The following is an 8,187-nucleotide window of genomic DNA, read 5'->3' on the forward strand; positions in this document are numbered from 1 at the left end:
TTCGCATTTTTAATGCGCGTCTGCACCTATAAGATTCGTGCGACCCGGAGCGCTCTCGATGTCCCCTCGCCTCAACAGCCGACCCTCTGTTCCCTGTACCCGTCTGCAGAACTGCACGCTGTCGCTGCTCACCGCAGCGATCCTGCTGGCCGGCGCTCACGCCACGCCTGTCATGGCCGCCGATGCCCCGGCGCCTTCCAGCCAGCGCATGGGCAACTACAACTTCGCCATTGCCGAGCAACCGCTGGTCTCGGCGCTCAATGCCTTTACCGCGGTCACCGGCTGGCAAGTGGGCCTGCCCGCCGAGCTGGGTTCCGGCGTTGCCTCCCCCGGCGTACGCGGTTCGCTGCCGCCGGAAAAGGCCCTGGATCGGCTGCTCGGCGGCACCAGCCTGAGCTACCGCAAACTGGGCAACAACAGCATCGTCCTGGAGAAGCGCAGCGGCGCCAACGTGGTGAACCTGCAGCAAGTGACCATTAGCGCTACCCGCCAGGAGCAGGACATCAACTCGGTGCCGAGCACCGTGAGTGTGCAGACCCGGAAAGAACTGGACCGCCAGAACGTCAACACCATCAAGGAACTGGTGCGCTACGAGCCTGGGGTTTCCGTCGGTGGTGCAGGTCAGCGCGCAGGACTCAGTGGCTACAACATCCGCGGCATCGACAGCGACCGGATTCTCACCCAGGTCGATGGCGTGGAAGTGCCGGATCACTTCTTCAGCGGTCCCTACGCCAAGACCAACCGCAACTATGTCGACCCGGAAATCGTCAAGCGCGTGGAAATCCTCCGTGGCCCGGCCTCGGTGCTCTACGGCAGCAGCGCCATCGGCGGCGCCGTCAGCTACTACACCCTGGACGCCGACGACATCATCAAACCCGGCCAGGACTTCGGTGCGCGCCTGAAAACCGGCTATAGCTCGGCTGATGAAAGCTGGCTGAAATCCGCCACCGTCGCCGGCCGGGCCAGCGACTTCGACGCCCTGCTGCACCTGAGCCGGCGTGATGGCCACGAAACCGAGTCCTATGGCAGCAACAACGGCACCGGCCTGAACCGCACCGCCGCCAACCCGGAAGACGCCCGCACCACCAACGTCCTGGCCAAGCTCGGCTGGAACTATGCACCGGATGCTCGCCTGGGCCTGACCTATGAAAAGTACAAGGATGACCGCGACACCAACCAGAAAAGCGCAGTAGGCGGCCTGTTTCTCAACGGCGTCGGTCAGAACTGGTATCGCTCGCGGGTCGGCAACGACACCATCACCCGTGAGCGCTTCGGCCTGGAAAACAGCTTCGCCGTGCAATCGCCGATCGCCGACCAGATCAAGTGGAGCCTGAACTACCAGATCGCCAAGACCGACCAGACCACCAGCGAACGCTACAACATTGCCCGCGACGTGCTGCGCCAGCGCGAAACCCTCTACCAGGAGAAGCAGTGGGTATTCGACGCCCAGATGGACAAGGCCTTCAGCCTGGGTGAAACCGAGCACCAGCTGACCTACGGCACCACCCTCAAGCAGCAGAAGGTCACCGGCTCGCGCTACGGCACCGCCACTTGCCTGAAAGTCGGCGGCGGCTGCACCGCGGTTGGCGCACCCAGCCCAAGCGCCAGCGACAGCGTGAAAAAATCCAGCGACTTCCCGGACCCCACCGTCAGCACCTACAGCCTGTTCGCCCAGGACCAGATCAGCTGGAACGCCTGGACCTTCACCCCTGGCCTGCGCTACGACTACACCCAGCTCAAGCCGAAACTGACGCAGGAATTCCTCAATGTCGCCAACCCCACCGGCAACTATCCGGTCAGCAGTGAGAAGAAGACCTGGCATCGGGTTTCGCCCAAGTTCGGCCTGACCTACGCCTTCGACGAGCACTACACCGCCTATGGCCAATACTCCGAGGGCTTCCGCACGCCGTCGGCCAAGGCGCTCTACGGCCGCTTTGAAAACCTCGCCACCGGCTATGTCGTCGAGCCCAACTCCAACCTCAAGCCGGAAACCAGCAAAGGTTATGAGACCGGCCTGCGGGGCAATTTCGACGCGGGCTCCTTCGATGTCTCAGTGTTCTACAACCAGTACCGCGACTTCATCAACGAAGACGCCATCACCGCCGGCGCCCTGCAGTCGGTGATCCAGAGCAACAACATCAAGCACGCCACCATCAAGGGCGCCGAAGCCAGGGGCCGTCTCAACCTCGACGCCTTCGGTGCACCACAGGGCCTGTACAGCCTCGGCTCGGTGGCCTACGCCTACGGTCGCAACAATGACAACGGCGAGCCGATCAACAGCGTCAACCCGCTCAAGGGCGTGTTTGGCCTCGGCTACGACCAGGACAACTATGGCGCGCTGCTGAGCTGGACCCTGGTCAAACGCAAGGACCGGGTCGACAACAGCACCTTCAAGGCCCCGGATGGCCGCGCCACCAGCGGTCAGTTCAAGACACCGGGCTACGGCATCCTCGACCTCAGCGGCTTCTACAAGGTCACCGATGACCTGACCCTGAACGCCGGCCTGTACAACCTGACCGACAAGAAATACTGGAACTGGGACGACGTGCGCGGCTACGACAGTGTCGGTGAGGCCGGACAAACCGCACCCGCCAACCTCGACCGCCTGACCCAGCCCGGCCGCAACTTCTCGGTCAACCTGGTGTGGGACATCTGACCCCAGACCGCCTCACTGCCCTTTTTCATCCGGGGCAGTGAGGATTTTTTACTGTGTCGCGTCTTCTTGTTCGTCTAGTCACTAAGTGCCTCTCATTCTCAAGGACATCTGCATGACCTCCCAGGATTCCTCCCAGCGTCATCACCTGCGCTCCCAGCGTCTGAACCAGATCACCCACGAGCCCCATTCCAAGCTCGACGCCCTGGTCAAGGCCCACGCACCGTTTGAAACCCAGGGCGCCTTCGCCCGCTTCGTGGTCGCCCAATACCTGTTCCAGTCGGAACTGGTGGACCTGTACAACGATGCCGAACTGAACCGCATCGTGCCTGACCTGGCCGAGCGCTGCCGCGCCGAAGCGGCCAAGGCCGACCTGGCGGACCTGGACACTGAAGTGCCAGCACCGGTAGCCGGCGCTGTGCGCAACCCGAGCAAGGCCGAAGCCCTGGGCTGGATCTTCGTTTCCGAGGGTTCCAAGCTCGGCGCCGCGTTCCTGATCAAGCGCGCCGTGGGCCTGGGCCTGAGCGAAACCTTCGGCGCCCGGCACCTGGGCGAACCGGCCGGTGGCCGTGCCGAAGGCTGGAAGACCTTCACCCGCATCCTCGACGGCCTGGAGTTCACCGCCGAAGAAGAAGCCGCTGCGGAAAAAGGTGCCCTGGATGCCTTCAACCGCTTCACCGTACTGCTGGAGCAGGCTTACTCCAGCGCCGCGCAACCGGCCTGACCCCGACGTTGTGGGCACGGTGGCGGCTGACCCCTCTGCCCTGCCCACAGCGGTATTCTGTCGGCCGGCATCTTCCCCGGATTGAGCCACACGACGCGTTACCTCATCATCGAAGCCATGACCCCCACTCGCCCCTCCTCGTCGAAAATATCCCGCCTGCTGTTTGGCGTGCTGGCCTATATCAGCCTGGCTATCGGCCTGATCGCCATCGTCGTACCGGGCCTGCCGACCACCGAATTCATCCTCCTGGCCGCCTGGGCCGCTACCAAGAGTTCGCCACGCCTGAGTGCCTGGATGGAGAATCACCGGCTGTTGGGCCCGATCCTCTGCAACTGGCGCAACGGCCGGATTGTCAGCCGCAAGGCCAAAGTCAGCGCCACCCTCAGCATGCTGCTGTGCGCCGGCCTGATGCTGACCCTGCTCAATCATCACTGGACGATGTACGCCGCCATCGCCGGCATGACCCTGGGCAACCTGTGGATCTGGTCGCGCCCCGAAGCCCTGCCGCAAACCTGCACCCCGCCTCTGTAACAGCCCGCTTGCCGGGCAGAGCGCCCTCAGCATTGGCATGAGCTTCACGGACCTTTTTGCGGGTAAGCCGGGCTTACGCGGCGAAGGCCTCATACCTACCGTTCGTCGGCTAAACCTCACGCAAAAGCTGGCCAAGCCGATGTTCCAAACATGGCGCTGAAAGGACTTGGCGACCGCAATCAACCGATTCCGTGCTTACCATCCGTCCTTTCGCGAGATCGCCTCATGCTCGACTCTCTCTCCATCCGCCTGAAAATCGTGCTGTTGTCCGGACTGTGCCTGTTGGGCGTGGTGGCGTTGATCGTCGGCATGAACATCTATCAAAGCCAGCAGAACAACCAACTGGTCAACACCTCCAGCACGCAGATGCTGACGGCCGGTGTCGAGGACCTGCTACAGGCCAAGGCAGCCGAACAAGCGGCACACATTCAGAAGACCTTCGGCGAAAGCCAGCTGGTGATCACCGCCCTGGCGGATCAGGTCCGGGACTTGCGAGACCTGGCCAACCAGCGCGGCCTGGATGCTGCAGCGCTGCGCGAAGAACTCAACCGCAGCCTGAAAACCGCCTTCGAGCGCAACCCCAAGGTGCTCGGCATCTGGCTCGCCTATGAGCCCAATGCCCTGGACGGCAAGGACAGCGAGTTCGCCAACGATGCCACCCGGGCCTCCAACGAGCGCGGACGTTTTGCCAGCTATTGGAGTCGCGCAGGTGGCCAGCAACTCAATACCGTGATGGCTGAGGAGGACATGACCAAGACCACCCTCAACCTCAGCGGCACACCCTACAACATCTGGTACACCTGCCCCCGGGACACCCGACGCACTTGCTTGCTCGATCCCTATGCCGACACCATCGGCCAGGACAAGAAACAAGTGCTGATGACCACCATCTCCCTGCCCCTGCTGGTGGACGGCAAGGTGCTGGGCGTGATTGGCGTCGACATCGCCCTGGACTCCCTGCAAGCCGCCGCTGTCGAGGCGCAGCGGGACCTGTTCGACGGAGCCGGGCACATGATGATCCTCGCCGGTAGTGGGCTGCTGGCCGCTGTCGGCGCCGATGTCGGCCAGGTCGGCAAGAACATCAATGAAACCTTTGGCGCCCAGGGCAAGGACATCCTCGCAACACTCAGCGGCAGCCCATCGAAAATCTTCCAGCAAGGCGACCTGATCCGCGCGGTCTATCCCTTCAGCCCGATTGCCGATGCCAAGGCCTGGGGCGTGACCATCGACCTGCCACAACAGGTACTGCTGGCGGACTCGGTCAAGCTGCAAAACCTGCTGGATCAAGCCCAGACCAGCGGCACCCTGAAAACCCTGCTGGTCGCCGTCGGTGCCGGCCTGCTGGGCCTGCTGTTGATGTGGCTCAGCGCCTCCGGCGTGACCCGGCCGATCAACAGCGTGGCGCAGATGCTCCAGGCCATCGCCAGCGGCGACGGCGACCTGACCCAGCGCCTGAACTACAGCAAGAAAGACGAACTGGGCGAGCTGGTGAGTTGGTTCAACCGTTTCCTCGACAAGCTGCAACCGACCATTGCCCAGATCAAGCAAAGCATCATCGAGGCCCGCGGCACCGCCGACCAGTCTTCGGAAATCGCCCGCCAGACCAGCGAAGGCATGCAAGTGCAGTTCCGCGAGATCGACCAGGTGGCCACCGCCTCCAACGAAATGAGCGCCACCGCCCACGAAGTCGCCAGCAGTGCGTCCAACGCCGCCCAGGCCGCCCGTGGCGCCGACCAGTCGGCCAAGGAAGGCATGAGCATCATCGAACGCAGCACACGGGACATCAGCCTGCTGGCCGACGAGGTGAGCAAGGCGGTGGGTGAAGTCGAAGCCCTGGCGGTGAGCAGCGAGCAGATCGGCTCGGTGCTGGAGGTGATCCGCAGCATCGCCGAGCAGACCAACCTTCTGGCCCTCAACGCCGCCATCGAGGCGGCCCGTGCCGGAGAAAGCGGTCGCGGCTTCGCGGTGGTCGCCGATGAAGTGCGCAACCTGGCCAAGCGCACCCAGGACTCGGTGGAGGAAATCCGCGTGGTGATCGAACGCATCCAGAGCGGCACCCGCGATGTGGTCAGCACCATGCACGCCAGCCAGAGCCAGGCGCAGAACAACGCCGGACAGATCCAGCAAGCGGTCCAGGCCCTGGGCAAGATCAGCGACGCGGTCACCGTGATCAGCGACATGAACCTGCAGATCGCCAGCGCCGCCGAGGAGCAGAGCGCTGTGGCCGAAGAGGTCAACCGCAACGTCTCGGCGATTCGCAGCGTGACCGAAACCCTGACCGAGCAAGCCAGCGAGTCAGCCCAGGTCAGCAGCCAGCTCAATGCCCTGGCGACCCAGCAGATGAAGCTGATGGATCAATTCCGGGTGTAAGCGCAGGTTCTCGCCCCCCGGCCGCCCGCCGCGGCCGATGAACTAAGGTGATCGACAGGGGCGGCGGTTTCAGGGTGCAATGCCCTCCTCTGAACCGGGGAGTGCGTCATGACCGAACTACTGGCCACCCTCCAGGCCGCGCTGGGCCTGGCACCCGCAAGCGTCCGACAAACCGGCCAGGGCGCCCTGCCCTCGGCCTTCGCCGTGACCGACCTGGCCTGCGCCAGCATCGCCGCCGCCGGGCAAGCCCTGGCCGAACTGCTGTACAGCCAGACCGGACGCCGGCCAGAGGTCAGCGTCGACCGGCGCCTGGCCTCGTTCTGGTTCGCCGGTTCAATCCGCCCGCAAGGCTGGAGCCTGCCCTCTCCCTGGGACCCGATTGCTGGGGATTACCCCAGCCGCGACGGCTGGATTCGCCTGCACACCAACGCGCCCCACCACCGCGCCGCCGCCGAACGGGTGCTGGGCGCGGTGACCGGGCGCGACGCCATGGCCGCCCGAGTGGCCACCTGGGACGCGCTGGAGCTGGAACAGGCCATCGTCGATCAAGGCGGTTGCGCCGCGCAGATGCGCAGTTGGGCACAGTGGCAGGCGCACCCGCAGGGGCAGGCGGTCAACGCCGAACCCCTGGTGCACTGGCTGCCGCACCGCGGCTCGCGACCGAACACCTGGAGCGGTTCCAGCGCCCGGCCCCTGGCCGGACTGAAGGTGCTGGACCTGACCCGGGTCCTGGCCGGCCCCGTGGCCAGCCGCCTGCTGGCGGGGCTGGGCGCCGAGGTACTGCGGATCGACCCGCCGGGCTGGAACGAACCGGCCCTGGAGCCGGAGGTGACACTGGGCAAGCGCTGCGCGCGCCTGGACCTGCACGACCTAGAACAGCGCGCGGTATTCGAGGGCCTGCTGGCCGACGCCGACCTGCTGCTGCACGGCTATCGCGCCGATGCCCTGGAACACCTGGGTTACCACGCCGAGGCACGCCAGCGCATCGCCCCGAGGCTGATCGAGGTCAGCCTCAACGCCTATGGCTGGAGCGGCCCCTGGCGCAACCGCCGGGGCTTCGACAGCCTGGTACAGATGAGCGCCGGCATCGCCGCAGCCGGAATGGACTGGAAAGCTGCGGACCAACCGCTGCCGCTGCCGGTCCAGGCCCTGGATCACGCCACCGGCTACCTGATGGCCGCCAGCGCTCTGCAGGCCCTGAACCTGTCCTTGAGCGGCGGCCAGGGCCGCTCGGCGCGCCTGTCCCTGGCGCGCACCGCCAAGCTTCTGGTTGAGCATTGCCCGTCAGCGGAAAACGCAACGCCGCTACGCTCGGAAGACGCTGACGATCAGGGGCTGGTTCAGGAACAGACCCCTTGGGGACCGGCCCGACGCCTGCGGGTGCCGTTGCATATCGCAGGAACTCCCGTGCAGTGGGATTGCCCCGCTGGCACCCTGGGCGCCCATCGCCCCCGATGGTGGTGAGCCCTCGATCACAGCGCCAGCAGACCGCTGTACAGGCCATAAGCCGCCAGCGAAGCGCCGATGATCACAGCACTGAAGATCAGCTTTTCCAGCGCCGTGAACAGCGGCTCGCCCTGCTCACGCTTGGCCTTGGCGAACAGCACCACGCCGGGGGCATAGAGCAGCGCCGACAGCAGCAGGTACTTCAAGCCGCCGGCGTACAACAGCCAGATGGCGTAGCTCAGGGCCACGACGGCGATGAACAGGTCCTTCATCCGCTCCCGGGAGGCTTGCTCGTAGGTTTCCCCACGGCCGCTGAGCAACACCGCGTAGGCCGCCGACCACAGGTAGGGCACCAGGATCATCGACGATGCCAGATAGATCAGGCTGGTATAGGTGCCGGCGGAAAACAGGGTGATCAACAGGAAGATCTGGATCATCACGTTGGTCAGCCACAGGGCATTGA

General features: G+C 64.8%; 5 protein-coding genes and 1 pseudogene. 5 read left to right on the forward strand and 1 reads right to left on the reverse strand.

Annotated elements, in window-relative coordinates:
- Nucleotides 1-58: 58 nt before the first annotated feature.
- The 5 genes from J5M73_RS05435 (at nucleotide 59) to J5M73_RS05455 (ending at nucleotide 7,742) form a co-directional block, all read left to right on the forward strand.
- Nucleotides 59-2,656, forward strand: a complete 2,598-nt coding sequence (locus J5M73_RS05435) for a TonB-dependent receptor (RefSeq protein WP_102860589.1) — start codon at nucleotides 59-61, stop codon at nucleotides 2,654-2,656.
- 112 nt (nucleotides 2,657-2,768) lie between these two features.
- The gene (locus J5M73_RS05440; protein WP_102860588.1) at nucleotides 2,769-3,377 is read left to right on the forward strand and encodes a biliverdin-producing heme oxygenase; all 609 of its coding nucleotides are present in this window, start codon (nucleotides 2,769-2,771) and stop codon (nucleotides 3,375-3,377) included.
- 117 nt (nucleotides 3,378-3,494) lie between these two features.
- A complete protein-coding gene (locus tag J5M73_RS05445) occupies nucleotides 3,495-3,908 on the forward strand; it encodes a YbaN family protein (RefSeq protein WP_102860587.1) in 414 nt (137 codons plus the stop codon).
- 225 nt (nucleotides 3,909-4,133) lie between these two features.
- On the forward strand, nucleotides 4,134-6,278 hold the full coding sequence (locus J5M73_RS05450; RefSeq protein WP_102860586.1) for a methyl-accepting chemotaxis protein: 2,145 nt from the start codon (nucleotides 4,134-4,136) through the stop codon (nucleotides 6,276-6,278).
- A gap of 108 nt (nucleotides 6,279-6,386) precedes the next feature.
- A complete protein-coding gene (locus J5M73_RS05455) occupies nucleotides 6,387-7,742 on the forward strand; it encodes a CoA transferase (protein ID WP_102860585.1) in 1,356 nt (451 codons plus the stop codon).
- Between the two features lie 8 nt (nucleotides 7,743-7,750).
- On the opposite strand, the pseudogene J5M73_RS05460 reads toward J5M73_RS05455, so the two are convergent.
- Nucleotides 7,751-8,187 (reverse strand): annotated as a pseudogene (locus J5M73_RS05460) (arginine-ornithine antiporter); the annotation flags it as partial.

The organism is Pseudomonas sp. 50_B (genome assembly GCF_017491625.1).
In the GTDB taxonomy this organism is placed as follows: Bacteria; Pseudomonadota; Gammaproteobacteria; order Pseudomonadales; family Pseudomonadaceae; genus Aquipseudomonas; species Aquipseudomonas danubii.